Below are 25,310 nucleotides of genomic sequence, written 5' to 3' on the forward strand. Positions count from 1 at the left end.
CAACAAAGAATGAACTTATGCGAGTATTAATTGATATATTTTTAGCTTTTTTTAGAGTAGGAGTATTAGGTTTCGGTGGCGGACCGACTATGATCCCATTTATTCACAATGAGGTGGTAATACGCTACAAATGGATGAAAGAAGATGAATTTACCAATGTATTAGCGATAGGTAATACATTGCCCGGGCCAATAGCAACAAAGATGGCCGGCTATATTGGTTACAAAGTATCGAGTTATAGTGGTATGTTGATCGCTATCGTCGCTGTTACTGTTCCTATTGTTATTTTACTTATAAGTGGTCTGTCTGTATTAAATGAATATCGCTACGAGCCATGGGTCACGGGGATGATCAGTGGCATCATTCCTATTGTTGCCTGGATGCTAACAAAACTTACCTGGGACTTTTTTTCAAAAGGCTATAAGTCCATAGGATTAATATTTACACTGGTGATGTGCTTCGCTTCCTTTACCTTAATCTATCTTATCGGCATCCATCCTGCGTTTATCATTGTCACTATTTTAGTAGCGGCTTTTTTTAGACAAGAAAAGAAGAGCTAATATGATCTACTTTGATATTTTTTCAGCATTTTTTATACCAAACATTATTGGGTATGGTGGAGGTCCTGCGATTATTCCGTTGATTGAATCCCAGGTTGTTGGTCATTACGGATGGATGACGACTAATCAATTTTCTGAAATACTAGCTTTGAGTAATGCTCTACCAAGCCCTATAGCAACAAAAATGGCTGGCTACATTGGCTATGAGGTAGCTGGTGTTTTAGGTGCTGTTGTTGCACTTTTTGCTACAGTTGCGCCTACTTTATTTGTAATGATTTTTGCTTTGCGCCTACTGTATCAATATAGAGATTCACCACTTGTAAAGCAGATGGGAACATGGGTATTACCTGTTGTCACAGTGTTAATGGGGGTACTCACTTTCAAACTCACAAAGACTAGCCTAAACATTTTTCCATTGCATTTTATATTATTATTTTTAGCATCAGCATTGGCTTTAGATAAACTCAAAGTTCATCCAACTTTTGTTATCTGCACAGGATTAATCTATGGTGGCTTGTTTATCAGATAGTTGTGGGTGGAAAACTATATTTGGATTCAGGTTAATTTACTTATGCAAAGTATGCTAAAGGGAGGACTAGAGTTGTCCTCCCTTTATCGGTCTTAAAAAGAGAATTTATTTACTTCATTACTCAGAGATGTGGCGGACTTTTGTAGGCTACTGGCTACGTCAGTATTCTTCTGTGCATTATCAAAGGCTTGCTTCGCATTATCATTAATATGAATTAGGCTGCTCGAAATTTCGTCCGCTACGCTGCTTTGTTGTTCAGCGGCGGTGGCAATTTGAGTGTTCATATTTTGTATTTCTCCAACAGACTGCTTGATTGCTTCCAATGAGTGGTTGGCTGCATCGGTTTTCGCTGCGGTATCTTTGGCTCGAGATGCGTTGTCCTTCATCAGAGAAACGGATCTGGTGGCCTCAGTTTGCAGTTCACTGATAACTTTTTGTATCTCGTCTGTGCTTTCTTGTGTTCTCGTCGCTAGGTTGCGAACTTCGTCGGCGACTACTGCGAAGCCTCGACCTTGTTCACCTGCCCTTGCAGCCTCAATGGCCGCATTCAAAGCGAGTAGGTTAGTTTGTTCAGCAACGCCCTGAATAACATCAAGGATGCCGCCGATGTTGTTGGTTTGCGATGCTAGGTCATTGATGACATTTTGAACATCTTCAATTCCCATCACTAGAGTGTTTATATCTAAGTTCATCTGATTAACGAGTGTCATGCCCTGCGTGGTTTGCTCATTGGCATCATTGGCGGCGGTGGAGGCATTGAGTGCATTTTTGGCCACATCTGTAACAGATACAGACATTTCATGCATGGCAGAGGCTGTTTGCTCAAGTTGCTGCATCTGTTCTTCAGCATTTTTGGCTACACCTTCAGCAGTCATTTTCATTTGATCTGAAGACTGAGTCACATCTTTAGTGGTTAAGTTAATCTGGCTGATCATGTCTTTTAAATTATTGACCATAACATGTACTGCTTTATAAACACCTGTAATGTTATCTAGGTTACTTTCATTAAAAGATAAATCGCCATTTGATATTTTCTGAACAGCCGCTTCAATATTTTTTGGCTCACCACCAATAGGGCGGTAAATCAGTTTTGTTAAAATGGTATAAATCATTATTAATGCTGCAATAACGAAAAGACTGGCAACAGAAGCGGTAATGATTAAGTTCTTATTAGATGCTGAGTTTATAACGTTAATTTCGTCTAGGGCCCAAACGTTCCAACCCAAAGATTCTGTTCTGGCAGAAGCGACGAAGTAATCTTCTCCGTCTTGTTTATAGGTGTGACTGCTTGCTTCTTTATTTTGATAAGCTTGATAGCTTGGCTGGAGGTCGAAAATATTTTCTCCAATTAATTCAGCGGAAGGCGCCGCGAGTAGGTAACCATCTTCTCTTGATACAAAGATTCTTTGGTTACCCGATAGGCTGTTGATGAACTGAGTAAGAAGGTCTACACGCAAGTTAACAGCTAACAGAGCGACTTTCTTTCCGGATCGGAAAACTGGCACCGACATCGCAATAGCAAGATCACCTTCACCATTCTTGTAGACTTTTGTTAGAACTCTATCTTCGCCTTCAAATATTCTCACGTACCATTCGCGGCCTGTCTCTTTAGCGTTGACGCTTTTAACGAAGCCGCCTGCTAGGGAAGCATATATGTCACCGTTTTTCATGGAGATGTGGGAGCCCATAACATCAAAGTTATCAGCAATGGAGGTGATTGAAGCGAGTACCGCATCTTCATTTAATGTTTCGTCTTCATAGATTTCAAGTTCTGCAGCGACAGCATTGAGCACATCAAACATACGATTGATTTTCTGCTCAATGCTCTTGGAGATTAGAAATGATTGATTTTCTAAGCTTTTTGTATAACCTGAAACAGATTCGGATTTGAAATTCACATAGCTAATAATGGAAATTACCAATACAAGTAAAGATGTCATGCCACCCATTAGTAACATTATTTTTGTGCGAATAGACATTAAATACCCCAGAAAATTAGACGTTAGAGTGTGAAATTTAATTCATAATACAAATTAAAGATCTTATTTGAAAGAAAATAATCTCTATGAGTTTGACTCTATTATTTGAGGCTGATGAATGGGAATTATTTTTATTATTTTAGGGAACTAATATTTAGAGGTTATATTGTGCCAAGAGTTAGTGAGAGTGATAGCAAGCTTATTGAACAACTTCATAACATGGTTTTTCATGATTCCACCACCCAAGAGATTCTAGCCTCAGCCTTCCAAGAAGCATTGGCGATTTTTAAAGACCCTGAATATTCTCTTCCTTTTGCTTCCTACAACATACCTGTTACGCATTTTACTCAGGCTCTTAATGCTCCGGAGCAATCCATGATTGGCTTGTGTCGAGTCTTTATCTTGCGTGCCGGTTGCAAAATGCCTCGCCCTGAAATTCATAGAAACAGTATACAGCGCTTGGTGTCTTTTAAAGGGGAAGGCAGTATTTCTTCCGCTTCCCCTGGTGGTGTGGATATGACTTTTAAAGCGTGTGCCATTGTTAGTCCAGAGTTGGACAGTGCAGAAGACCTTATGAATTGCTGGGATGTGGTGCCTGAAAATACTTGGCATTTTCCTCAGGCAGATGCAGGCCAAGACTGGTTCACAGTAACCTTCCACAGTGCGACAGAGGACACTATAGTGGATGAATATTGGGAGCCACAGGATTAACCATTAAGAGCTAATTTTACCCCCTCTACATTTTGAATGGGAACGATTAAAGCCTCGGCAATTTTTTATTCTGAGTTAGAAGATAAATTTATTGATATAAGAGCTATGTGAATAGTGAAAGAGGCTGATCAATGGAGACCACAAGGGAGGATATTAAAGATAAAAAAACGGAATAGCATTAGAACACTATTCCGTTAAGGGGCAAGCCTTACGCCCTGAAAGTTACGCTCTTGAGTGGAAACCTTGTGTGTGCCTTGCACTCAGGGTTCGCCAAGTTAATATTTCATGCAATAAACGTTGCTTAATGGCTTGATGTTCTTCGTCATTCCACAAGTTGACCTTTTCTTGAGGGTCATTTTGTAGGTCAAATAATTGACCAGCTTCATGATCGACGAAATGAACCAATTTGTAGTTACCTTCTCGCACCATCGTCATATACATGGTGCCTTCGAGTATTGGGTCATCTGAATGTTCAGCAAAAACACGTTCACGTTTAGTTTGTTCTGTGTCTGTTAAATAACCATGTAAGGAAATTGCTTCCATCCAGTCTGGCTTGTTAGCCTTAGCTAAATCTAGAATCGTTGGCCCTAGGTCAAAGTGCGCCACTAGATCGCTTACTTTTTTGCCTGCTGCAACTTTCCCTGGAGCCCAGACGATTGCAGGTACATGAATGCTCTGTTCAAACATATTCCATTTTTGGCTTAGGCCATGGTCATTTAGACAGTCACCGTGATCTGTAGTGAAGATAATGATGGTATCGTCTAATACGCCACGTTTATCTAAGGCTTTCATCAGCTCACCAACCTGATCATCGATCATAGTAACGTTGGCATAATAATGCGCACGCTGGCGATGCGTTTGTTCCGGTGTTGGGTTTCTTAAGTGATAGACAGCATCATGATCGTCATTTATGTGGTTCTCACGAAGTTTTTTTAAAGGTTCTGGGTGACTGTCTAGGTCATAGTCTCGAATAGGCTTAGGTAAATCCTTTCCAATGTATTTGTCTAGGTAACGAGCGGTTGGGTCATATGGTGGATGCGGACCAGGGATACCAATTTCTAAGAAGAAAGGTTCATTACCATTGTATCTTTCTAACCACCAAACCGCTGTTTGTGGAACAAAAACATCTGGGTGTAAATCTTCATCAATCTCCCAAACGAAAGCACCTAAGCAGTCTTTATAGTCTTCACGTTTACGGTAGCTAACGCGGGAAGGTTTATCGACGCCTCTGGCTTTTAATGCTTTATCCCAATTATCCAAATAGAAAGGTAGGTTAGGGTGGTCACGATCTTTGTTTTCAACCACATGACGCTCATGAAAACCGAACGGGCCTTCGATAGGCATGGTGTGCATTTTCCCTACATTGACGCAACGATAGCCTGTATCGGCTAATTCCTGTACCCAACAATAATTCCAAGGCTCATCATTTCTAAAAATGCCGTTTGTATGTGGATACAGCCCACTGAATAACGAAGCTCTTGAAGGAGAGCAAGAAGGAGCGGTAACGTACATGTTCTCGAAAACCGTACCTTCGTTTGCTAGTCGATCAAGGTTTGGGGTTTCCATATGCGGGTAGCCCAATGCAGCGATGGTATCCAACCTCTGTTGGTCAGTTAGAATCAATACAATATTTGGACGTTTATTTTTATTTTCCATAATTACCTCGTCAGTCAAAAGTGAGTTTGGTTGCCTTGGGCTATTCAGCCTCTAGGCAACACGATTACTCGAAATTTATTGCAATAACTTTGTGTTTTTTAATCGCCTCTTGTAGCTGTTGTTTTACCTCGGCAAGCATTGATAAATAGGTTTTGGCTTTTTCTTCTTTATCTCGAACAGGAATAGCCGCTTCAGCAATACTGAATAGATGTAAGAAATTCCCATTTTCATCCTCGATAATGGTGGCAAATCTTCTGACACCTACGTGGTTACCTTCCATGTCATAAGCAAAAGAGTCATTGGCGGTGGTATTAAGTATGTCTTTTGCTTCATTTGCTGTGAGGCTTGCACGATCAACGCCTGCTCTGAAAAATCCATTTGGGTTGAATTTATAACTAATGGCATCCCAATCACTTCGGCTTAAATACAACCTTGAAAGTGCATCAAGTTCATATAAATTTCGTCGGAAACCAACGTGCGCTCGCAGTTTTACAGAAGCATCTGGCAGTTCTGTTTTTGAATGCCATAACAAGTCAAATCCACTCACGACAACAACTTCAGCTGAAACGCGATATTTATTAGTGGTTCGCTGCATGATTTCGTCGAGGGTTTTTAGATACTGCTCAGGCATAGGAACGTTGCGGGTTAAACGGAAGTTAACGACACAGCGTTTATCACTGGTGCGAAATAAATAGCCGCGATTCGATAGAGTTGTGACCATTCTGTTGACTGTCGCTGTAGACAGATTTAGGTCTCGGGCAATATCCACCTGTCTGACCGGCTTTTCTCCATGAGCCATTAAGTATTCCATTACCATGAGAAACCGAACGGTTGGGTTCGTGTTCTCTGTAGTGCTGATTTCATCAGCGGGATTAATGTTTATTTGTTGGCTCATAGCATTCCTTGAATGACACTTGACAATTTCAATAATGGAAGTCACTATATCAAATATGAAATTTGTGTCAACTCTACTAATTTACTAAAGCCGATAAAAATAAGAATGTTGGAGTAGGAAGTTATGACAGTGAATACAGGGAAATTAGTACCTAAAAGAGGCCTTACGGCCACAAGACAAACACATTGTATGGGGGCAAGTGTTGCCGCCTATTCCAAATGTTCCATGCCTTATCTGTCTGATAAGGCTTCACAGTGCCCGACGTCTAAAGTTGTGGCAAAAATATTGAACGAACTATTCGCCTGCTTGAACCGTAATCCAACGCAGGCTTTAAGTTGTTTAAATTTCCAATGTGCCTTGTTAGGCAAGCGCCCGTTATCTGATCTACTCATTTCCTTTAATGTCGGGAAACGAACGTTAGATTTTTAATTCGGTTTTAACTTAAAAGTAAGTATCAAACTAATAAATATAAAAAGGTACAGTATGAGCTGGAAAAAATGTAACAACCTAATATCCATTTTTTTGATTTTTATCGTCGGGATTTACGTGTATGACGTTAATTACAGTGCATCACAAGCCATTATTTTCAACTCTGGTGGGGTTGGTCCAACGTATTTCCCTAATGTTTTGGCAGGGATAACGATTTTCTTATGCCTTGTCGTTTTAATTAAAGATAATGTTAAAAGTAAAGAAAATAGTGTCTTTGAAATATTAAATTTAAAGCTGGTTCTACTAACGGTTATGTCGACGGTAGTGTTTCTATTAAGTTGGCAGTTCTTTGGTTATTTTTATTTCAGTGTGTTTGCTTTGGTCTTTACGTTACTGGTTTTTTATCGGGATAGCTCTTTCACTAATAGAATGATAGTTGCTTTTTTTACAGCGATATCTGTTTCTGTTTTTGTTTACCTGTTATTTGGAAAACTACTGTCTTTATCTTTGTAGGAGGGTTCTGATATGGAAATTTTTGGATACGATTTACTTAACCTGTTCACCTTAACAAATCTATTATGCATTTTAGTCGGAACCGTAGTCGGCATGATATTTGGCGCGCTACCTGGGCTTGGAACTGTAATTGCTGTGGCGTTGTTATTACCCGTAACCTTTACGCTGCCTCCTTTAGCTGGGATTTTGATGTTGCTAGCAACGTATCAAGCAGGTGAATACGGTGGGTCTATTTCTGCGATTCTATTGGGTGTGCCAGGTACACCTCAGGCCGCTGCGTCAGTATTAGACGGTAATGCTATGGCTGTGAATGATTCGCCGGGTAAAGCTTTATCTTACTCGTTAGTTTCTTCATCTATTGGCGGTATTTTTGGCGGATTGGTACTGATCTTTGTTTCGATACCGCTGGCGAATTTTGCTCTCAATTTTGGTAGCCCTGAGTATTTTTTGATAGGGGTCATTGGGCTGATGACGGTTGGGCTTCTTAGCGGGCAAGACAAAATCAAAAGCATGATTTCAATTCTGCTTGGCCTTATGGCGGGTACGGTGGGAATTGATACATTGACGGGCGTGAATAGGGCAACTTTCGATCAACCAGAATTGATGGACGGCATCAATCTAGTCGCCTTTCTGGTTGGGATGTTCGCGATCTCCGAGCTCTTTATTATGATCAGTAAAGGCTTGAATACGATTCATATATCTGATCAGAAAAAACTAAAAACCTCTTTAAGCCTTAAAGAATACAAAGGCATAGCTAAACCTACTTTTATTGGCTCAAGTATTGGTGCAATCACAGGTATTTTGCCTGGCATTGGTGGTGGGGCATCTTGCTGGTTTGCTTATGCACTAATGAGAAAAGTATCCAAAAAGCCCGAAACCTTTGGTCAAGGAAACCCAGAAGGGATTGCTGCGCCTGAGTCTTCTAACAATGCTTCTGCAGGGGGGGCTCTTGTACCATTCCTCGCGTTAGGAATACCAGGTTCAGCCGCCATAGCGATTATTATGGGGGCGTTTATTATGCATGGTATTCAGCCAGGACCTAACGTGTTTAAAACGGATGGTGAGCTGGTGAACGGTATATTTTATGGCTTTTTAATTACGACAGTAGCTATGTATATTATTGGTCGTCTATTAACACCACTATTCTCAAGAATCTTAATGGTACCAAATTCCTTTTTAGTCTCAATCGTCTTGGTTATGTGCTTAATTGGAGTTTATGCGTCTAAAAGTTCATTCTTTGACTTATGGTTGGCTTTGGCTATCGGAATAGTTTTTTATTTCTTAAAAAGATTCGATTATTCGATACCATCAGTAATTATTGCATATGTATTAGCGCCAATTATAGAAGAAAACTTTAGGAGATCTTTAAGTATCTCATCAGGTGATTATCAAATATTTGTGTCGAATGTTTATTCTGGTGTGCTTGTCTTTATAATTCTGTCAATTGTTTTTGGAGCATTATATGGGGCATATAAGAAGGGTAAGATATAAAATTAAATTTTATATTTTTCAGGGAAAGTAAAATAAAAATAGTAAAAAGGTGGAAAGTTATATGAATATTAAAAAAAGTCTAATAACAGGTGTGGTAGCTTTAAGTTCATTTGTGATGTCAAGTTACGTCTTAGCTGATACTGACAGTTACCCAGAGAAACCTATAACTTGGGTAATTCCTGATGGTGCGGGTGGAGGTCTAGATACTATTGTGCGGACTTTATACCCTTACGTGCAAAAGTATATGCCAAACAATGCTAACTTCGTTATGAAGAACTTGCCTGGCGCAACACAAACCATCGCGCTAACAAATGTATTTAACGCCAAGGCTGATGGCTACACAATTGGTCAGGCTTCTGTCGCTCCACTTACCATTATGCCGCATTTAGGCCGCACCCGATATTCTGGAGTCGAAGACTTTGAATTGATTGCCAATGTGTTCGATGCCGCGCACTTCTTAGTCGTTCCAGGGGATTCACCTTATAACACTTTTGAAGAGTTTATGGACTCTGCAAAAAGTAACCCTGGGAAAATAAAAGTTGGTATCGATGGTGTTTATAACGTTCAGCATTTGCCACTTATGGATCTACAAAACAGCTCGAACACAGATGTGAATGAGATAATTTATAAAAGCAGTGCTGCTACAAAGAAAGCGCTTTTAGGTCATGAAATCGAGTCTGGCATTCTACCTTCTCATACCTTTATAGCGGAATTCCAAGAGGGCAGCTTGAAGCCATTAGTTAACATTATGGAAGTAAAACCGAGTTATTTTGACTCAATTCCTTCTCTAAAAGATAAGGGTTTTACTCCGGGTCAGTTATTTGTCGGTGTTGTGGCTCCGAAAGGTACCCCTGCAGACAGGTTGGCAATCTTGAATAATGCAATCCAAAAAGCGTTGAGCGATCCTGAATTACTTGCAGCCTTTGAGAAAAGAAAATTATTGGTCAATTACAATGGATCAGACGAATACCGGTCGCGTCTAGAAACTTTGAATGTTAGCAATAAAAACATTCTTAAAGGTTTAGGTGTATTGAAATAGTCAATTAAACAGACCCGCATTCAACAAAGCTCTAACAGGCTCGCTGTTAGAGCTTAAAAGGAGGAATAATGAACAATAAGAAGCCCAATATTCTATGGATTTGTACTGATCAGCAGCGTTTTGACACCATTCGCAGTTTGGGTAATCAACATATCCATACACCACATTTAGATCGCTTGGTCGAACAAGGGGTTGCCTTCACAAACTCTTATTGCCAAAGCCCTGTGTGTACACCAAGTCGAGCGAGTTTCTTAACGGGCAGATATCCGAGAACCACAGGGGCGACTAGAAATGGTAATGACTATTTCCCTGAAGGGGAAGTTTTGATTCCTTACATGCTCTCACAAAATGGCTATACCTGTGGTTTAGTTGGAAAGCTTCATTTGTCTACTGCAGATGGGCGAGTGGAGACACGTTTACCCCATGATGGCTATAAAACATTCAAATGGAGTCATGGGCCTCGTGATGGTTGGGGGGAAGAAAACGCTTATCAGGCTTGGCTGAAAGCAAATGGTGTCTCTTGGGAAAAAGACTACCATGGTCGAAATGGCGGAATAAAATCTGAATATCATCAGACCACTTGGTGTATCAATGAAGCGATCGACTTTGTGGATGAAAATGCCGACAAACCTTGGTTATTGAGTATCAATATTTTTGATCCGCATCATCCTTTTGACCCTCCGGCAGAGTTTAAAAAGAAATACCCAGTTGACGATATGCCACTTCCGAAATGGAAAGATGGGGAGCTAGACAATAAAACTCTCACTCAGCAGCAAGATTATGAGTTTGGTGGGCAAGGTGGATTAGGCCCAAGTTGTAAAAAGCTCTCAGACTGGGAAAAGAAGAATTATGTGTCAGATTATTATGCCATGATCGATCAAATTGATGAGCAAGTCGGTCGGCTTATTGAGCATTTGGATAATACTGGGCAAAGAGAAAATACTGTCATTATTTTTCATAGTGACCACGGTGAATTGCTTGGTGATCATGGCTTGATCTTAAAGGGCGGCCATTTTTATGAAGGTTTGGTGCATGTTCCATTAATTTTTTCGTGTCCAGGATCCTTGCAGCAGGACCTTAAAAGCGAGGCGCTGGTAGAATTAGTTGATGTGGCACCAACCATCTTAAATCTTGCTGGTGTTGATATCCCACAAAGGGTTCAAGGGAAAAGCCTAATCGATATTTTGACTGGTCGAGTCGATTCAGATTTCCACAAAGACTCTGTTTATTGTGAATATTACAACTCACTACCAGGGGTTCATGAAGATGTTCATGCCACCATGTATTTTGATGGGCGATACAAATTGGTTGTTTATCATGGTTCTGAGATTGGTGAGCTGTACGATTTACACACCGATCCATCAGAGTTTGATAACCGATGGTTCGATACAGAATATGCTGCGATCAAAAATAGACTGATGTTGGCCAGTTTCGATAAAAGTATTATGACTGTTGATCCTGTTCCTGAGTGTGTCGGTAACTTCTAAACTTACTGGTGAGAACCGCGTAAGTAGAGGACAAATCTCTACTTACTGCGGTGTGACCGCCGATCAAGCTTCGAAAATTCATCTTATTACATCCTTTTCTTCAAAAGCTTTTCTTATGGTTTAACGCAAAGGCCCTAATATGATTACTAGGTTTTTCCCTTTCTTAATTTGGTTCAGAACGCTTACGGTTGCTGATATAAAGGCTGATTTCATGGCGGGGATCACAGGGGCTGTGATTGTGTTACCTCAAGGAGTTGCCTTCGCGACGATTGCAGGACTTCCTCCTCAATATGGCTTATATACGGCGATGGTTACGCCAGTTATAGCCGCTTTATTTGGGTCATCCAGACATTTGATTTCAGGTCCAACAACCGCAATTTCGATAGTAGTCTTTTCTTCTGTCAGTGGTTACTCAGAACCAGGCAGTGCTGAGTTTATATCCATGGCTCTAACCCTTACTTTTATGGCTGGGGTGTATCAGCTTGCTTTTGGTCTGGTTAAACTCGGCAAAATGGTTGATTTTGTAAGTCATACAGTTGTTATTGGCTTTACAGCAGGTGCGGCTATCCTGATAGCTACCAGCCAAATTAAACATATGACCGGACTCTCTATAGAGCGAGGTGCCTCATTTATAGAGACTTGGAGTGTCAGTGTTCAAAACATACATGAATTGAATTTAGCCATCCTAAGTGTGGCGCTTTGCACATTGCTAATCGCGATCTTCTTTAAGGTGAAGTACCCCGCACTCCCTGGCTTGTTAATCGCTATGGTTATTGGAAGCCTAGTTGCTATGTTTGCTGGTGAGGACAAAGGAATTGAGTTGGTCGGTGAGATCCCTGGAAGCTTGCCTCCTTTGAGTCTACCAGACTTTTCCATCAAGACTCTTCACCAGTTACTTCCAGAAGCCTTGGCAGTTGCCATTCTAGGGCTAATTGAAGCTGTGTCGATCGGTCGTGCTATTGGAGTTAAATCTCAACAGAGGATAGACCCCAACCAAGAATTTATTGGCCAGGGTTTGTCTAATATATTTGGCAGTTTTTTTTCGTGTTATGCAGGCTCTGGCTCTTTTACACGTTCTGGTGTGAATTATACCGCTGGTGCTAAGTCTGGCTTGTCTGCTGTTTTTGCTGCCATTCTACTGATGTTTCTGGTGGTGTTAGTTGCGCCATTAACAGCCTACTTACCTGTGTCAGCAATGGCGGGGGTAATTATACTTGTTGCCTACAACCTAGTTGATTTTTCTCACATTAAGAAAATTTTGATAACCAGCCGATCTGAGTCTCTCGTCTTGCTAGTGACATTGTTATCAACTTTATTCTTTGAACTAGAGTATGCAATTTATTTTGGTGTGTTTGTCTCGTTAATCTTATTTCTCCTAAAAACCTCTGTTCCAGAAGTGACAGAAATGACGCTAGATGCAAGTAATTTCTTATTTACAGAGATCGATTCAGAAGATTCCAAAGATAAAGAGGTTCAGTTTTTAAGAATTGATATGTCTATTTACTTTGGTTCAGTGGGGCACATACAAAGTAAGCTGGAGGCTGTTACGGCTTTACCTAAAACAAAGCGAATCATTATTTTGTGTGGTGGCATTAACTCAATAGATTTAAGTGGTATTGAGTTGTTAGCAAGTATAAATCATAAGCTGATGACAAAGGGTGGTGGTTTGTATTTTTTTGGTATGAAGCCTTTAGTGAAAAACCAAGCTTTAAAATTAGGTGTGAAAGAACATTTAGGGGAGCACAGTATTCTTAATTGTCGGCAAGAATTACTTAATGTTCTTTCAATTGAGAAGCAAGACCTTCCGTGAAAATCACGTCAACTTGCTACGATCAAAACTGTCTTAGGCAAAGACTGCTTTTGATAGAAAAGATCTGAACCTTCTTAAAATACGGCTTATTAGGATGATTTAGTGGAAATTCCTGTAAGTCTTAACAGTCAAATGTTTCATTTGACTGATCAATGCTTGGGCTCTGTTTTTATTTTTAGATCTATTGGTAATATTAGATTACGTTTTTAGAGTAAAAGTAATGAAGGTGGACGAGTTTCAACCTAGCATTTATCTTCCTTTAATCCCTGTCAATAAATGGCTCTGCTTTATAAAAGGGCATAATCATCTTTAATGAAAGTCAGATAACCTGCTACAAAACTACACTAACACCCCAATTTAATGCATGAATGCATCTAGACAGTGCGAAAAATGCGTTGGCTGATTTTTATGTAAACAATTCTCATTTATTTAATATGTTTTCTTTGTTGCTGTTTGGGCAACATAGCGATAATTCTAAAGCAACATGGAAAGGCGTTTTATAAAAAGGCCACATTATTGAGCGCATCTACTAAATAAATGGAGTCTTGAATGAATAACACATCTAGCTTAACGAGCTTACTGCTGAATTGGCGGCTGCATTTAGTTGTCGTCATCGTGTCTGTTTTATCTGAATTGATAGGGATTCAAAGTATCCCTGTTGCTAATGCAAAATTGTTGTTTTTACCTTTGTTTTACGCTTTTGCTATTTGCCTGTTCATGAACCCAAATATCACAAAGTTCTCTCAAAAGGTTTTAACAAAGAAAAGTGCGTCCATTGCCGCACCGTTAATCGTAATCGGCATCCTGCCATTCATTGCTAAATTTGGAACTTTGATCGGGCCTGCTTTACCGAAAATCGCTGAAGCAGGCGGTGCCATGATACTGCAGGAGATTGGTAATTTAGGCACCATGCTGATCGCCATGCCAATCGCTGTACTGGTATTCAAGATGGGTCGTGAAGCCATTGGTGCAACCCACTCTATCGCCCGAGAGCCAAACATCGCATTAATCTCTGACCGCTACGGACTAAAGAGTAAAGAGGGCATTGGTGTGATGGGAGTTTATGTGATGGGGACCATGTTTGGCACCATCTACTTCTCGTTAATGGCTGGCTTTTTGGCAACAACCGATTGGTTTGACCCAAGAGCCCTTGCAATGGCTTGTGGTGTCGGAAGTGGCAGTATGACGGCCGCTTGTTCTGGCACTTTAGCCTCTGCCCATCCTGAAATGAAAGACGAGTTATTGGCTTTTGCTGGTGCAAGTAACTTATTAACTAATGCCACAGGCTTGTATGTTGCCATCTTTATTGCCCTGCCTTTCTCGGAATGGTTCTACAAAAAATTATCCGGTGAAAGTTCTGCCGATCTTGTTACAAAAGAGGTGAAATAAAATGAGCTCTAGTATTGAAAACACTGTAGAAGAAAACATCACTGAGACAAAGCTAACCCTTAAAGAAAACTTACTTGCCCTAGCGGTTATTTCCTTAGTGAGTTTGATTAGTAACTGGGCAGGCACAGGCATTAACCCAATTGTAACACTACCGGCCATGATCATTATTTATGCCATGGTGGTGATTGGTGTATTACTAGCCAAATTTATTCCGATCGGTTTTCCAGCAGTGGCTTGGGTGTCATTAGTGAGTGTTGCCTTAACCATTCCAATGTCACCGGTTTCTGCGGTTATCTTGGCAGAGCTTAAAAACATTAGTTTTCTAGCCATGGTTACCCCCATTCTGGCTTATGCGGCCATTGCCATCACCAAGATGGAAGTTGAGTTGTTTAAGCGATCTGGAGTTAAGATCGCCATCATCTCAATTTTGGTGTTCACAGGGACGTATGTAGGCTCTGTTATTGTTGCCGACGCTTTACTGTAAGTTCAATTCGCCAGTCATATTTATACGTTAATTAAGCTTTATAGCTATGACTGGCGCTTTAAATCCATTTTAAGGATGAATGTCATGAGTCTAAATATAGGTGTTATTGGACTGGGCAATATGGGCCGTAATATGGCCGCGACGTTAGTGGGTAAAGGCTTCACGGTTTCTGGCTTCGATTTATCCAAAGAGACACGTCAAGCTGCTCAAGAATGCGGTGTATCCTGTGTTGATGATCTAAAAGCTCTGACCAGTTCAAGCGCTATTGTTATTTTATCTCTGCCAAAAGCAGAGCATGTTGAGGCTGTTTGCTTAGGGCCTGAGGGCTTAATACATTTATTGCCATCCGACAGTATCATTATTGACACAACGACATCGGTACCAGAAACCAGCCGCCTTGTTGGGGAAAAACTCTCTAAAAAGGGTATCGCATTTCTTGATGCTCCTGTTTCAGGTGGGCCAGCAGGAGCCGCATCCGGCACCATGAGTATGGTTATTGGTGGTGATGAGTCTGTTTATCAGTCAGTGCTTCCGGTGCTGGAAGCAATGAGCAGGGTGCGTGTACACGTTGGAGGAATCGGCGCCGGTAATATCGCCAAAATTGCCAACAACATGTTGGCGGCAGCTCATTTAGTTACCACAGCAGAAGCTCTTACTCTCGCTGAAAAGGCTGGGGTCGATCCTGAAAAAGTGCTTCAAGCCATTAATGCAGGCTCTGGTCGCAGTGGCGCAAGTGAAGCCATGTTCCCAACTTGGGTTATGAACAAAGCCTATAACTCAGGTTTCACTATGGGCTTGATGCGTAAAGACATCGGCTTAGCCAAAGATCTAGCAGAGAGTCTGGGATTAAATTTACCTATGACCTTACAGACTGAGCAGCTATGGCAAGCTAGCGCCACGACGATTTCGGATGATAAAGACTTTTGTTGCATTGCCCAATACACCAATGCGGACTTATTTGGCTAAGGAAGACGATTCATGAAAGCAGATTACCAACGCATTATTCAGAGTTACTGGGATAACACAACGAGTATCCCAAGTTTTGTTAATGGCCAGTTTGTTTATGGTACTGGTGAAGAGGTTGTTATCCATGATGCCCATACGGGGTTGGAACGCTTGAGCTATCCTGATGCCGACGAAGCTATCATTGCCACGGCAGACGCTGCCAGCGCTGAAGCAGGAAAAGCTTGGTGGAGCCTGACGGCACAAGTTCGTGGGCAAATCATGCAACGAATTGGTGCTAAGATTCGAGAAAATCTAGAGGATCTTGCTTTGGTAGAATGCTATTCCGCCAACAAACCTATTCGTGACGCGAAAGTTGAAGTGTTAAAAGTCGCTGAGATGTTCGAATACTATGCCGGCTGGACGGATAAACTTCATGGTGAAGTTATCCCTGTGCCGACCAGCCATCTTAATTATGTGAAGTACGAGCCACTGGGCACTGTTTTACAAATTACCCCTTGGAACGCTCCCATCTTTACTTGTGGGTGGCAGTTAGCCCCTGCCATTGCCGCAGGTAATGCGGTGATTCTTAAACCTTCTGAGCTAACACCCGTCTCGTCACTTTTGGTGGCCGTCTTAGCCGATGAAGCTGGCGTTCCAAAAGGCTTGATCAATGTGATTGCAGGTTATGGACATACAGCAGGTCAAATGGCGATTAAGCAAGCCAAGATACGTAAAATTGTCTTTGTTGGTTCTCCTGCCACGGGTAAACGAATTGCCGTTTCTGCCGCGGAGCAGGGCATCCCATGTGTACTAGAGCTTGGCGGCAAGTCAGCCAATATTGTCTTTGATGATGCAGATTTAGAGTTAGCAGCGAAAGGCGCGCAAGCAGCGATTTTTTCCGGTGCTGGGCAAAGCTGTGTGTCTGGCTCTCGATTATTGGTGCAAGAAAGCATTTATGATCGTTTTTGTGAAGCCGTCGCTCAGGCGTCAAAACAATTTATTATCGGGGATCCAAGCGATGCCCAGACTCAAATCGGCCCCATCCACAACTTAAAACAATATCAGCATGTGAACCACATGCTAACGGTCGCACAGCAAGAAGGTGCGGTCTTACTTGAAAACGGCCATCCAGGTGTGGATAAAAGCGAAGGCTATTATGTCGCCCCAAGTCTTTTAAAAGGGGCAAATAATATGGCCTGTGCTCAGGAAGAAATATTTGGTCCTGTGGTGGTCGCTATCCCATTTAAAGATGAAGATGACGCTATTGCCATTGCCAACGACAGTAAGTTTGGTCTAGCGGGTGCGGTTTGGACTAAGGATGTGGGTCGTGCTCACCGGGTGGCAGATCAAGTAAAAGCTGGAACTTTTTGGATCAATAGCTATAAAACGATTCATGTTTCCTCTCCTTTTGGTGGCTATGGAGAGAGTGGTTACGGACGATCTTCAGGGTTAGAAGCTTTACGAGAGTACAGTGAAGTAAAAAGTGTTTGGGTGGAAACCGCACGAACACCTGCTGCAAATTTTGGATATAGCGCGAATTTGGAATGATTATGATAGATATGAAGCAACTGGTTGCCGATGCAACAAAATGGCGAAGAAGTTTTCATCAGCACCCAGAGCTGGGCTTTAATGAGCATCAAACCTCACAAAAGGTGGCTGAGTTATTAACCAGTTTTGGGCTTGAAGTGCAGACCGAAATCGGTGTAACCGGTGTTGTCGGAGTCCTTAAAAATGGCGATGGCCCTACCATTGGGTTACGAGCAGATATGGACGCCTTGCCCATTCAGGAATTGGGTTGTGCCGATCATAAATCTCAACACAAAGGCTGTATGCATGCCTGTGGCCATGATGGACATACGGCAATGTTGCTAGGGGCTGCATGTTATTTGGCCGCTGAAAAGCCTTTCCAAGGCACGGTATATTTTATCTTCCAGCCAGCAGAAGAGAATCTTGGTGGCGCACAGAAAATGATCGAGGATGGTCTTTTTGAACGCTTCCCAGTGGATGCCGTATACGGTTTGCATAATTGGCCTGGTTTACCGGCGGGGGATATTGCCGTAAATGATGGGGCTATGATGGCGTCATTAGATACCTTTGAAATCAAGGTGACAGGTAAAGGCTGTCATGCGGCGATGCCTCATATGGGTGTTGACCCGATCGTGGCCGCTTCAGATTTGGTGCTGCGCTTGCAAACCATAGTCTCTCGACACGTTTCTCCTCTCGAGTCTGCCGTTCTTAGTGTCACCATGTTTAATAGTGGCGAAGCCATAAACGTATTGCCAGAGTCTGCTACGCTGCAAGGTACGGTGCGTTGTTTGAACTCTCAGGTACGTAAACAAGTTGAGCAAGTGATGACAGAATACGTTGCCAGTTATGACATGTCTCCCGGCTTACAAGTCTCGTTAACCTTTAACCGAGGTTACCCTGTTACCACTAACCATCCTGAAAATGCAGCCATTATCTATGAGGTTGCCAAAGGCCTATGTGGTCAGGATAAAGCTCATCATAACCTGCAGCCCTCCATGGCTTCGGAAGATTTCGCTTTCATGCTAGAAACGTGTCCAGGCGCGTACTTTTGGTTAGGGGTTGATGAAGACGAATCCATTGCGCTTCATAACCCATATTACGATTTCAACGATAAAGTGATCGAAGTTGCGATTAAATTTTGGTACGAGTTAGTGAAACAGCAATTGCCCAAGTGATAGTAAAGGCTGTGTAGTATGATCTTTGGGGTGGCCTGTGGATTGGCCACCTCTTCTATACCTCAAGACTGCTGCCTAAGGCTGTGAAAATGAAAGATATTAATGCTAAGCGTTTAGCCTATTTTTATGAAGCGGTTTCATTAGGGACGATTCGCTCAGCCGCAGATAAATTAAGTATTGCCCCCTCGGCGATTAGCCGCCAAATTGCCCAATTAGAAGAAGAGCTGAACTGTATTCTCATTGAGCGACACCGCAAGGGTATCTGCCCGACGGAAGCGGGTGAATTGCTATTGAAGTATTACCGAGAAGCGTCGGCGAATGAAGAAAGCTGCTTGTCTGAACTTCGAGCCCTTAAAGGACTGAAAACCGGCCATATATCCTTGGCGATTGGCGAAGGGTTTATTGGCGAAATTATGTCGAAGGTGCTTCCTGAGTTTCAAGCACAGTACCCAGATTTAACCCTCTCTGTGCATGTGGCCGGTTCCAATGAACTAATCCGACAGTTAGAAGAAGATGAGGCCCACATAGGGGTGTTATTCCATCCTCCCCATCATCATAAATTACGCTCACATGAGGTTTCTTTGCATCCTTTATGCGCCATTGTGCCACCAAACCATCCTCTGGAAAGTCTTGGTAGACCTGTGCACTTGGAAGATGTCATGCCTTACCCATTAGTTCTGCAAGAAAAGGAGTTTGGCGTTCGACAATTAATAGGCGTGGCAGAGTTTAAGCACAGGGTGCGGTTAGCTCCAGTGATGACGGTAAACTCGTTCGCCCTGTTAAAAGAGTTCGTGCGCTCCAATATGGGCGTCACTATTTTGCCAGAGTTTGTTGTGCGTCGGGAGCTGGATGATCAAACGGTGGTTTCATTACCCATTGAGGATCCAATCTTATCCTCTGGCGAGGTGCATATTGCCACACGGTTAGGTCGTCAATTAACTGAGGCGCCCTTAGCTTTATTAAAACATTTGCAATTATGGTTACGAGATTTTCATGCCAATGAGCACTAAGCAAATGACAGAGGGAAACCATGGCGATTAGTTTGTTTGACCTATTCAAGATAGGTGTTGGCCCATCCAGCTCCCATACCGTTGGGCCTATGATTGCGGCCAACCAGTTTGCGCATCAAATTGAAACTCTAGGCCTAATGCCCCAATTAGAACGTTTGAAGATTGATCTGTATGGCTCTCTCGGAGCAACAGGAAAAGGGCATGGTACAGGTACAGCGGTATTAATGGGCCTAGAAGGTGAAATGCCGGAAAGCATAGATACACTCATGGTAAATGAGCGAGTGGCTGCCATCGAAAAAAATGCTCAAATACAGCTGTTAGGCCATAAAAAAATTCCCATGCAGGTTGAAAATGATCTGATTTATCACCGCATCGACCGATTAGATTTTCATGCCAATGGCATGACTCTTATTGCCTACGATAAACACTTGCAAGTCTTGCATAAGGCCACTTTCTACTCGGTTGGAGGCGGCTTCATTGTTGAGGAAGATGACCAAGGTAAGGTCTGTTTGGTTGAGGATACTACCCAGCTTCCCCATGAATTTCATGATGCGAAAACCCTACTCAAACTCTGTCAGCAAGAAGGCAAAAGCATTGCTGAGCTGATGATGGAAAATGAGAAAGTTTGGCGCTCTGAAGATTCTATTCAAGAAGGAATTTTGCGTATCTGGTCTGTCATGCAAGCTTGTGTCTCTTTAGGGACTGAGCGTGAAGGTATTTTGCCCGGAGGCTTAAAAGTTAAGCGTCGTGCCCCAAGTCTTTATCGAGATCTCAACTCAAAAAGCAAAATGGAACTTATAACCCCTTCATTAGAAGCGATGGATTGGGTAAACCTTTATGCTTTAGCGGTTAATGAAGAAAACGCCGCAGGTGGGCGCGTGGTTACAGCCCCTACGAATGGTGCAGCAGGAATTATTCCAGCAGTACTGCATTATTATTGGCAGTTTGGGTCGAACCCTAACCATCAGGGAATTTTTGACTTTTTCCTCACCGCAACTGCAATTGGCGTTTTGTTTAAAGAGAATGCTTCTATCTCAGGGGCCGAAGTCGGTTGCCAAGGAGAGGTTGGTTCAGCATGCGCTATGGCAGCGGCAGGCTTAGCTGCGGTAATGGGCGGAACACCAGAGCAAATAGAAAATGCTGCGGAAATTGCCATGGAGCATAATCTTGGACTGACGTGTGATCCTATTGGTGGTTTGGTTCAAGTGCCTTGTATTGAGCGAAATGCCATGGCAGCAATGAAGGCGATCAACTCTGCTTCAATGGCTTTGCGTGGCAATGGCAATCATTATGTATCCCTCGATAAAGTGATTGCGACCATGCGAGCTACGGGCATGGATATGAATGAGAAGTATAAAGAAACCTCACGAGGAGGGTTAGCCGTCAATATCATCGAGTGTTAACGGTGACGGACCCATTTGCATAACAAAAGGCCAGAATAAAATTCTGGCCTTTTAGTTGAGGATGAGGTTATCAGCACTCATAGTGGAAACTATGAGTTTTGCTGATGAATCGCATCGAATTGTGCTTGCAGCTCAGAATATTTCGCTTGGTAAACCGCTTCTTTCTGTGCGTAAGTACGAGCACCGTCTAAGTTAACTTTGGTATCAACAGCAACACCTTCATTTTTTAGAGTCGTTGCTAGAGCTTCAACGCCAGCTTTAGCGGTACGTACTTGCTCAATTGGGCTGTCTTCAGAGCTGATTGCAAAAGCACTTGTGCTTAGTAGTGCGGCAGTGATAACGGCTAGCGTAGATTTAGTAAAAGTTTTCATAATATTCTTCCTTTCAAATTCTGTTTAATAATTTAAATCGTGATGGCTGTTTAGCGATTAAGAGTTTTGTTGGTTCAAAGCATCGAATTGTGCTTGCAGCTCAGAATATTTCGCTTGGTAAACCGCTTCTTTCTGTGCGTAAGTACGAGCACCGTCTAAGTTAACTTTGGTATCAACGGCAACACCTTCATTTTTTAGAGTTGTTGCTAGAGCTTCAACGCCAGCTTTAGCAGTACGTACTTGCTCAATTGGGCTGTCGTCAGAGCTGATTGCAAAAGCACTAGTGCTTAGTAGTGCGGCAGTGATAACGGCTAGCGTAGATTTTGTAAAAGTTTTCATAAAATTCTTCCTTTCAAATTCTGTTTAATAATTTAAATCGTGATGGCTATTTAGCGATTAAGAGTTTTGTTGGTTCAAAGCATCGAACTGTGCTTGAAGCTCAGAATATTTCGCTTGGTAAACCGCTTCTTTTTGTGCGTAAGTACGAGCACCGTCTAAGTTAACTTTGGTATCAACAGCAACACCTTCATTTTTTAGAGTCGTTGCTAGAGCCTCAACACCAGCTTTAGCAGTACGTACTTGCTCAATTGGGCTGTCGTCAGAGCTGATTGCAAAAGCACTTGTGCTTAGTAGTGCAGCAGTGATAACGGCTAGCGTAGATTTAGTAAATGTTTTCATAATGATTCTCCAATATATATTTAAAAAGTTTTTAACTGTTTAATTAATTTTTTTGCTTTCGATGGAATATATAATAGCTCTTTTAATTTAAATAAAAAGAGCTCGGAGGGTGCTTCCATTTTTGATTCGTATAGAGAAAAAATAGAATGAAAACCATCTTTTTCACAAGAAATAATTACTTATTAGTTGAATGCGTAGAAAGTGTTTATAAAATTAATAAGAAATGTGCAGTTAGGTGTGGATACTCGTAACAATGAGAAGGCTAAGGTGTTAATTGGTAAGAAAACACCTCAAAAGTGCACGATGTCGTCTTATTTTTTATTTTAAAAAGCTTGAAAAACTTTCTTAAATCGTTGATTTAAGCTTTTTAACAGGCAGTCATCATGGCAATGTATGTCTTCAAGCGCATAATAGACTCAAACTTACCCATGAAGGGGTATCGGATATAGGTGGTTAAGATATGAATGTAGCCGTAAAAACTTCCCCGCCAACGCAGAGCTGTGTGCAATCCAGGATTGCAGGTGCCTATTTTTATGATGCTTGGCAGGTGAACGCTGCGTATCCAGAATTGGAGCCGTTAGAGCAGTATATTCGTGTAATGCAAGATACACCTAAATGGTTAGACGGTTTAATGAGGCTACGTAACCTTATTGGAGGCATTGTAGGCCTTAAGGATTTAGGTGTATTTTCAGCGATTGAGCCGAATAAAGCTGGTGCAAGTTACTCAATCGGTGATCGAGTGGGTATTTTCACTTTGCTGGAAAGGCATGCTCATGAAGTTTTATTGGGAGATGAAGATAAGCATCTTAGTGTAGTGGTTGCGGTTTATATGGAGGAGGACAGTGTATCCGGTGTAACTAAAGTGACCATTACCACATGTGTACATATTAAAAACTGTTTAGGGAAGTTATATATGCTGCCTGTAACACCAGTGCATCATCAGGTTGCTAGGCGAATTACTCAGGCAATAGGACAAGTATAGAAACGGGCTAAATAGATGAGTGTGTCAGGATTGTTAGTTATTGATTTTAAATAAAAAAGGCCAGAATAATAATTCTGGCCTTTTAATGGGTAGTGCTGTCTAGCGCACTCATAGATTGGACTATGAGTTTTGCTGATGAATCGCGTTGAATTGTGCTTGCAGCTCAGAGTATTTCGCTTGGTAGGCTGCTTGTTTCTGTGCGTAAGTGCGAGCACCGTCTAAGTTAACTTTGGTATCAACAGCAACACCTTCATTTTTTAGAGTCGTTGCTAGAGCTTCAACGCCAGCTTTAGCGGTACGTACTTGTTCAATTGGGCTGTCGTCAGAGCTGATTGCAAAAGCACTTGTGCTTAGTAGTGCGGCAGTGATAACGGCTAGAGTAGATTTAGTAAAAGTTTTCATAATATTCTTCCTTTCAAATTATGTTTAATAATTTAAATCGTGATGGCTATTTAGCGATTAAGAGTTTTGCTGGTTCAAAGCATCGAATTGCGCTTGAAGCTCAGAGTATTTCGCTTGGTAAACTGCTTCTTTCTGTGCGTAAGTACGAGCACCGTCTAAGTTAACTTTGGTATCAACAGCAACACCTTCATTTTTTAGAGTCGTTGCTAGAGCCTCAACACCAGCTTTAGCGGTACGTACTTGCTCAATTGGGCTGTCGTCAGAGCTGTTTGCAAAAGCACTTGTGCTTAGTAGTGCGGCAGTGATAACGGCTAGAGTAGATTTAGTAAATGTTTTCATGATTATTCTCCAATATGTTTAAAAAGTTTTTAACTGTTTAATTAATTTGTTTGCTTTCGATGGAATATATAATAGCTCTTTTAATTTAAATAAAAAGAGCTCGGAGGGTGCTTCCATTTTTGATTCGTATAGATAAGAAATGGATAGGAAATGGTCGTTTTCGCATCAATAGTTCAATTTAAATATAGAGTTAGTAATTAATGTTTATTAAATAAACAAGAATTGTGCACAAAACGAGTCGTTGAATAGGCTTATGTTCGTTTGTGTGTTAATGAGCAAGTAAAGCCGTTAAATATGCATAATTACTACACTGTTTAACGCCATATTATGGAATGGAAGTTTAAATTTTTAGTGCTGCGATGTTGACAGGTCTTTTGGCAGGGAGGAATTACTAGACTTTGGTTGCTAATTTCATTGACACAGATTAGAAAGATTACGCCCTTATCGGCTAAAACCGGGTAAAAGGTCCCGATGAAGCACAGGCGTAATCGATTGGACTAACTTAATACTCTAGTTTTTACTAGATGCGAGTCAGCAGCTCGGCTTTTTTTGTGTTGTAGTCTTGTTCAGAGATAGCGCCGATCTCTTTTAATCTGGCAAGCTTTTCAATCAACTGAATGACATCATCAACACTAGAAGTGGTCATCATAGGCGTTTGAGGCGTTTGAGGCGTTTGAGGCGTTTGAGGCGTTTGAGGCGTTTGAAGTTCTGGTTCAGGTGTATAACTAGGTTGAGCAAAATTCGTGGAAGGTAGCGGTGGATTACCTGAAACGATAGGTAGTGAGTTTACGCTTAGAGTGCCGTATTGGCTGCTAAAAGTAAGGGAGTTATCACTACCTTGTTGTTGGCTAACACCACCAATGTTGTTGTCTAGAGTGTCATAGACGGTCACTTGTCCATTTAACTCAACAGCCAATCGGTTAGGAAAGACCGCATAGCGTAGGTTGTTCTGTGCACCGCTGCTGAAAGGTTGACCAAGATCACCCGGCCACCACATTGAACTACCAGGCATACCCTGAGGAATCTCAGCAAATACTAACTGATTAGACAAACCGTTCGCTAAGTCATTACAAAGATTGTCCACCGTCATTTTTAGTCCATGATTAAACATATCACCGACCATTGTCATGCCACCACGCATCCATTGTCCACCGCCCCCGAGTTCAGGGCAGTTAAATTGTGCCATAGAGCCAGCGCCATTATTCACACTGATCAACATATGCATGACAGCATCATAGCTAAGGTTATATTTTGCACTCAGGTTATTGACCAGTTGTTGGCCATAATTGGTAAGGTTTTGCATAATTTTTTGCTCTCTTAAAAGTCATAAAGACACAGAGCTGTACTCATTTATACATTATGAATATGTATAAGAGAGGAGATCAGCATCATGCTGATGGCAGGTTCCGTGGGGGTGCAGTCTAACACAGCTAAGAAGAACTAAATGTGACTGAATTGATTATTTTTAGACCAATCGGGTTGAGCAATCCCCCTTGGCCGTTATTC

Annotated in this window: 25 protein-coding genes; 16 read left to right on the top strand and 9 right to left on the bottom strand. The window is 41.8% G+C overall.

What is annotated here, in order from left to right; genetic code table 11:
• The first annotated feature begins 17 nt into the window (after positions 1-17).
• Positions 18-560: a chromate transporter gene (locus ACUM5Y_RS04770; protein WP_445975721.1), complete on the top strand. Its 543-nt coding sequence runs from the start codon at positions 18-20 to the stop codon at positions 558-560.
• Position 561: 1 nt separating this feature from the next.
• Complete coding sequence (locus tag ACUM5Y_RS04775) at positions 562-1,089, top strand: chromate transporter (protein WP_445975722.1); 528 nt, start codon at positions 562-564, stop codon at positions 1,087-1,089.
• 92 nt (positions 1,090-1,181) lie between these two features.
• On the opposite strand, the gene ACUM5Y_RS04780 is transcribed toward ACUM5Y_RS04775, so the two are convergent.
• Entirely contained in the window at positions 1,182-3,068 is a 1,887-nt protein-coding gene (locus tag ACUM5Y_RS04780; protein WP_445975723.1) for a methyl-accepting chemotaxis protein, read from the bottom strand.
• 168 nt (positions 3,069-3,236) lie between these two features.
• Here ACUM5Y_RS04780 and ACUM5Y_RS04785 point away from each other — a divergent pair, with 168 nt between their 5' ends.
• Complete coding sequence (locus ACUM5Y_RS04785; protein WP_445975724.1) at positions 3,237-3,779, top strand: hypothetical protein; 543 nt, start codon at positions 3,237-3,239, stop codon at positions 3,777-3,779.
• A 222-nt stretch (positions 3,780-4,001) separates the two neighbouring features.
• On the opposite strand, the gene ACUM5Y_RS04790 is transcribed toward ACUM5Y_RS04785, so the two are convergent.
• Together ACUM5Y_RS04790 and ACUM5Y_RS04795 are read right to left on the bottom strand one after the other, a co-directional pair.
• The gene (locus tag ACUM5Y_RS04790; protein ID WP_445975725.1) at positions 4,002-5,435 is read right to left on the bottom strand and encodes a sulfatase family protein; all 1,434 of its coding nucleotides are present in this window, start codon (positions 5,433-5,435) and stop codon (positions 4,002-4,004) included.
• 64 nt (positions 5,436-5,499) lie between these two features.
• A complete protein-coding gene (locus tag ACUM5Y_RS04795) occupies positions 5,500-6,330 on the bottom strand; it encodes a helix-turn-helix domain-containing protein (RefSeq protein ID WP_445975726.1) in 831 nt (276 codons plus the stop codon).
• Positions 6,331-6,813: 483 nt separating this feature from the next.
• Here ACUM5Y_RS04795 and ACUM5Y_RS04800 point away from each other — a divergent pair, with 483 nt between their 5' ends.
• The 12 genes from ACUM5Y_RS04800 (at position 6,814) to ACUM5Y_RS04855 (ending at position 21,032) form a co-directional block, all read left to right on the top strand.
• On the top strand, positions 6,814-7,272 hold the full coding sequence (locus ACUM5Y_RS04800; protein ID WP_445975727.1) for a tripartite tricarboxylate transporter TctB family protein: 459 nt from the start codon (positions 6,814-6,816) through the stop codon (positions 7,270-7,272).
• Between the two features lie 12 nt (positions 7,273-7,284).
• Positions 7,285-8,763 carry a tripartite tricarboxylate transporter permease gene (locus tag ACUM5Y_RS04805; protein WP_445975728.1) on the top strand — a complete coding sequence of 493 codons (1,479 nt, stop codon included), beginning with the start codon at positions 7,285-7,287 and terminating at the stop codon, positions 8,761-8,763.
• Positions 8,764-8,824: 61 nt separating this feature from the next.
• Positions 8,825-9,802 (top strand): Bug family tripartite tricarboxylate transporter substrate binding protein, encoded by a 978-nt coding sequence (locus tag ACUM5Y_RS04810; RefSeq protein ID WP_445975729.1) that lies wholly within the window; start codon positions 8,825-8,827, stop codon positions 9,800-9,802.
• A gap of 68 nt (positions 9,803-9,870) precedes the next feature.
• Positions 9,871-11,289, top strand: a complete 1,419-nt coding sequence (locus tag ACUM5Y_RS04815) for a sulfatase family protein (RefSeq protein WP_445975730.1) — start codon at positions 9,871-9,873, stop codon at positions 11,287-11,289.
• Positions 11,290-11,428: 139 nt separating this feature from the next.
• Positions 11,429-13,099 carry a SulP family inorganic anion transporter gene (locus tag ACUM5Y_RS04820; protein WP_445975731.1) on the top strand — a complete coding sequence of 557 codons (1,671 nt, stop codon included), beginning with the start codon at positions 11,429-11,431 and terminating at the stop codon, positions 13,097-13,099.
• 549 nt (positions 13,100-13,648) lie between these two features.
• On the top strand, positions 13,649-14,488 hold the full coding sequence (locus tag ACUM5Y_RS04825) for a DUF3100 domain-containing protein (RefSeq protein ID WP_445975732.1): 840 nt from the start codon (positions 13,649-13,651) through the stop codon (positions 14,486-14,488).
• A gap of 1 nt (position 14,489) precedes the next feature.
• The gene (locus tag ACUM5Y_RS04830) at positions 14,490-14,972 is read left to right on the top strand and encodes a hypothetical protein (protein WP_445975733.1); all 483 of its coding nucleotides are present in this window, start codon (positions 14,490-14,492) and stop codon (positions 14,970-14,972) included.
• A 30-nt stretch (positions 14,973-15,002) separates the two neighbouring features.
• Entirely contained in the window at positions 15,003-15,938 is a 936-nt protein-coding gene (locus ACUM5Y_RS04835; protein ID WP_445976298.1) for an NAD(P)-dependent oxidoreductase, read from the top strand.
• A gap of 12 nt (positions 15,939-15,950) precedes the next feature.
• The gene (locus ACUM5Y_RS04840; protein ID WP_445975734.1) at positions 15,951-17,465 is read left to right on the top strand and encodes an aldehyde dehydrogenase family protein; all 1,515 of its coding nucleotides are present in this window, start codon (positions 15,951-15,953) and stop codon (positions 17,463-17,465) included.
• A gap of 2 nt (positions 17,466-17,467) precedes the next feature.
• Entirely contained in the window at positions 17,468-18,619 is a 1,152-nt protein-coding gene (locus ACUM5Y_RS04845; RefSeq protein ID WP_445975735.1) for a M20 aminoacylase family protein, read from the top strand.
• 89 nt (positions 18,620-18,708) lie between these two features.
• A complete protein-coding gene (locus tag ACUM5Y_RS04850; RefSeq protein ID WP_445975736.1) occupies positions 18,709-19,629 on the top strand; it encodes a LysR family transcriptional regulator in 921 nt (306 codons plus the stop codon).
• Positions 19,630-19,649: 20 nt separating this feature from the next.
• Positions 19,650-21,032 (top strand): L-serine ammonia-lyase, encoded by a 1,383-nt coding sequence (locus ACUM5Y_RS04855; protein ID WP_445975737.1) that lies wholly within the window; start codon positions 19,650-19,652, stop codon positions 21,030-21,032.
• Between the two features lie 89 nt (positions 21,033-21,121).
• On the opposite strand, the gene ACUM5Y_RS04860 is transcribed toward ACUM5Y_RS04855, so the two are convergent.
• The 3 genes from ACUM5Y_RS04860 to ACUM5Y_RS04870 are packed head-to-tail and all read right to left on the bottom strand — an operon-like array spanning position 21,122 to position 22,081.
• On the bottom strand, positions 21,122-21,403 hold the full coding sequence (locus ACUM5Y_RS04860) for a hypothetical protein (protein ID WP_445975738.1): 282 nt from the start codon (positions 21,401-21,403) through the stop codon (positions 21,122-21,124).
• A gap of 57 nt (positions 21,404-21,460) precedes the next feature.
• Positions 21,461-21,742 (bottom strand): hypothetical protein, encoded by a 282-nt coding sequence (locus ACUM5Y_RS04865; RefSeq protein ID WP_445975739.1) that lies wholly within the window; start codon positions 21,740-21,742, stop codon positions 21,461-21,463.
• Positions 21,743-21,799: 57 nt separating this feature from the next.
• Positions 21,800-22,081 carry a hypothetical protein gene (locus ACUM5Y_RS04870; RefSeq protein ID WP_445975739.1) on the bottom strand — a complete coding sequence of 94 codons (282 nt, stop codon included), beginning with the start codon at positions 22,079-22,081 and terminating at the stop codon, positions 21,800-21,802.
• 460 nt (positions 22,082-22,541) lie between these two features.
• Here ACUM5Y_RS04870 and ACUM5Y_RS04875 point away from each other — a divergent pair, with 460 nt between their 5' ends.
• Positions 22,542-23,063, top strand: a complete 522-nt coding sequence (locus ACUM5Y_RS04875) for a DUF2867 domain-containing protein (protein ID WP_445975740.1) — start codon at positions 22,542-22,544, stop codon at positions 23,061-23,063.
• 120 nt (positions 23,064-23,183) lie between these two features.
• Here ACUM5Y_RS04875 and ACUM5Y_RS04880 read toward each other — a convergent pair whose 3' ends face one another.
• The 3 genes from ACUM5Y_RS04880 to ACUM5Y_RS04890 all read right to left on the bottom strand — a co-directional run bounded on the left by ACUM5Y_RS04880 (position 23,184) and on the right by ACUM5Y_RS04890 (position 25,107).
• Complete coding sequence (locus ACUM5Y_RS04880) at positions 23,184-23,465, bottom strand: hypothetical protein (RefSeq protein WP_445975741.1); 282 nt, start codon at positions 23,463-23,465, stop codon at positions 23,184-23,186.
• A 57-nt stretch (positions 23,466-23,522) separates the two neighbouring features.
• Positions 23,523-23,804, bottom strand: coding sequence for a hypothetical protein (locus tag ACUM5Y_RS04885; RefSeq protein ID WP_445975742.1), 282 nt, complete (start codon positions 23,802-23,804; stop codon positions 23,523-23,525).
• Between the two features lie 520 nt (positions 23,805-24,324).
• Positions 24,325-25,107 carry an SHOCT domain-containing protein gene (locus ACUM5Y_RS04890; protein WP_445975743.1) on the bottom strand — a complete coding sequence of 261 codons (783 nt, stop codon included), beginning with the start codon at positions 25,105-25,107 and terminating at the stop codon, positions 24,325-24,327.
• Positions 25,108-25,310: the final 203 nt, after the last annotated feature.

Source organism: Marinomonas dokdonensis (genome assembly GCF_052747885.1).

Coding starts and splice junctions, on each gene's coding strand:
- ACUM5Y_RS04890 (WP_445975743.1), bottom strand. CDS start 25,107: ATGCAAAACCTTACCAATTATGGCCAACAACTGGTCAATAACCTGAGT.
- ACUM5Y_RS04805 (WP_445975728.1), top strand. CDS start 7,285: ATGGAAATTTTTGGATACGATTTACTTAACCTGTTCACCTTAACAAAT.
- ACUM5Y_RS04880 (WP_445975741.1), bottom strand. CDS start 23,465: ATGAAAACTTTTACTAAATCTACTCTAGCCGTTATCACTGCCGCACTA.
- ACUM5Y_RS04855 (WP_445975737.1), top strand. CDS start 19,650: ATGGCGATTAGTTTGTTTGACCTATTCAAGATAGGTGTTGGCCCATCC.
- ACUM5Y_RS04775 (WP_445975722.1), top strand. CDS start 562: ATGATCTACTTTGATATTTTTTCAGCATTTTTTATACCAAACATTATT.
- ACUM5Y_RS04850 (WP_445975736.1), top strand. CDS start 18,709: ATGAAAGATATTAATGCTAAGCGTTTAGCCTATTTTTATGAAGCGGTT.
- ACUM5Y_RS04795 (WP_445975726.1), bottom strand. CDS start 6,330: ATGAGCCAACAAATAAACATTAATCCCGCTGATGAAATCAGCACTACA.
- ACUM5Y_RS04845 (WP_445975735.1), top strand. CDS start 17,468: ATGATAGATATGAAGCAACTGGTTGCCGATGCAACAAAATGGCGAAGA.
- ACUM5Y_RS04790 (WP_445975725.1), bottom strand. CDS start 5,435: ATGGAAAATAAAAATAAACGTCCAAATATTGTATTGATTCTAACTGAC.
- ACUM5Y_RS04860 (WP_445975738.1), bottom strand. CDS start 21,403: ATGAAAACTTTTACTAAATCTACGCTAGCCGTTATCACTGCCGCACTA.
- ACUM5Y_RS04865 (WP_445975739.1), bottom strand. CDS start 21,742: ATGAAAACTTTTACAAAATCTACGCTAGCCGTTATCACTGCCGCACTA.
- ACUM5Y_RS04885 (WP_445975742.1), bottom strand. CDS start 23,804: ATGAAAACATTTACTAAATCTACTCTAGCCGTTATCACTGCCGCACTA.
- ACUM5Y_RS04815 (WP_445975730.1), top strand. CDS start 9,871: ATGAACAATAAGAAGCCCAATATTCTATGGATTTGTACTGATCAGCAG.
- ACUM5Y_RS04875 (WP_445975740.1), top strand. CDS start 22,542: ATGAATGTAGCCGTAAAAACTTCCCCGCCAACGCAGAGCTGTGTGCAA.
- ACUM5Y_RS04820 (WP_445975731.1), top strand. CDS start 11,429: ATGATTACTAGGTTTTTCCCTTTCTTAATTTGGTTCAGAACGCTTACG.
- ACUM5Y_RS04780 (WP_445975723.1), bottom strand. CDS start 3,068: ATGTCTATTCGCACAAAAATAATGTTACTAATGGGTGGCATGACATCT.
- ACUM5Y_RS04810 (WP_445975729.1), top strand. CDS start 8,825: ATGAATATTAAAAAAAGTCTAATAACAGGTGTGGTAGCTTTAAGTTCA.
- ACUM5Y_RS04870 (WP_445975739.1), bottom strand. CDS start 22,081: ATGAAAACATTTACTAAATCTACGCTAGCCGTTATCACTGCTGCACTA.
- ACUM5Y_RS04800 (WP_445975727.1), top strand. CDS start 6,814: ATGAGCTGGAAAAAATGTAACAACCTAATATCCATTTTTTTGATTTTT.
- ACUM5Y_RS04825 (WP_445975732.1), top strand. CDS start 13,649: ATGAATAACACATCTAGCTTAACGAGCTTACTGCTGAATTGGCGGCTG.
- ACUM5Y_RS04830 (WP_445975733.1), top strand. CDS start 14,490: ATGAGCTCTAGTATTGAAAACACTGTAGAAGAAAACATCACTGAGACA.
- ACUM5Y_RS04840 (WP_445975734.1), top strand. CDS start 15,951: ATGAAAGCAGATTACCAACGCATTATTCAGAGTTACTGGGATAACACA.
- ACUM5Y_RS04770 (WP_445975721.1), top strand. CDS start 18: ATGCGAGTATTAATTGATATATTTTTAGCTTTTTTTAGAGTAGGAGTA.